The organism is Pseudomonas sp. EL_65y_Pfl1_R83 (assembly GCF_963970695.1).
Lineage (GTDB): Bacteria > Pseudomonadota > Gammaproteobacteria > Pseudomonadales > Pseudomonadaceae > Aquipseudomonas > Aquipseudomonas tritici.
Genome location: NZ_CAXAQI010000502.1, coordinates 1 through 432, shown reverse-complemented (window position 1 = coordinate 432; position 432 = coordinate 1). Strand labels below are relative to the sequence as shown.

The window sequence follows — 432 nt, the reverse complement described above, 5'->3', positions numbered from 1 at the left end:
ATCGCCGTTCACCACGGCGACGACGGGAACGGGAAAGCGACGGATCGTATCGAGCGCCGCGCGCGTGCGCGCCGCGAAAGCGACCGCGTCGGCCTCGCCGCGCAGGGATTCCAGTTCCTTCAGGTCGCCTCCCGATGCGAAGGCCTTGTCGCCCGCGCCGGTGAGAACCGCGACGGACACGTCGTCGCGTTCGGACCATTTCGAGAAGGCCGCCCCGATCGCCGCAATCAAGGCATTGCTGAGCGCATTGCGCTTCTCGGGACGCGACAGCGTGACGTGCAGCACGCCATCCTCGAACGCAGTGGCGACCAGCTCGCTCACAAGTCCCCCTGGATCTGTTTGCAGATGTCCGCCAGCCTCCGTTGATGATCAGCTACTTGTTCGGCCATGCGATGCATGGGGCCGGCAACCGCAATTCCGTAGGTGTCGCCG

Annotated in this window: 1 protein-coding gene; it reads right to left on the bottom strand. The window is 65.7% G+C overall.

Annotated features, from left to right (window positions below; translation table 11 throughout):
- The coding region (locus AACY08_RS30045) for an enoyl-CoA hydratase/isomerase family protein (protein WP_339472726.1) at positions 1-321 on the bottom strand (321 nt) is incomplete at its 3' end.
- Between the last annotated feature and the right edge of the window lie 111 nt (positions 322-432).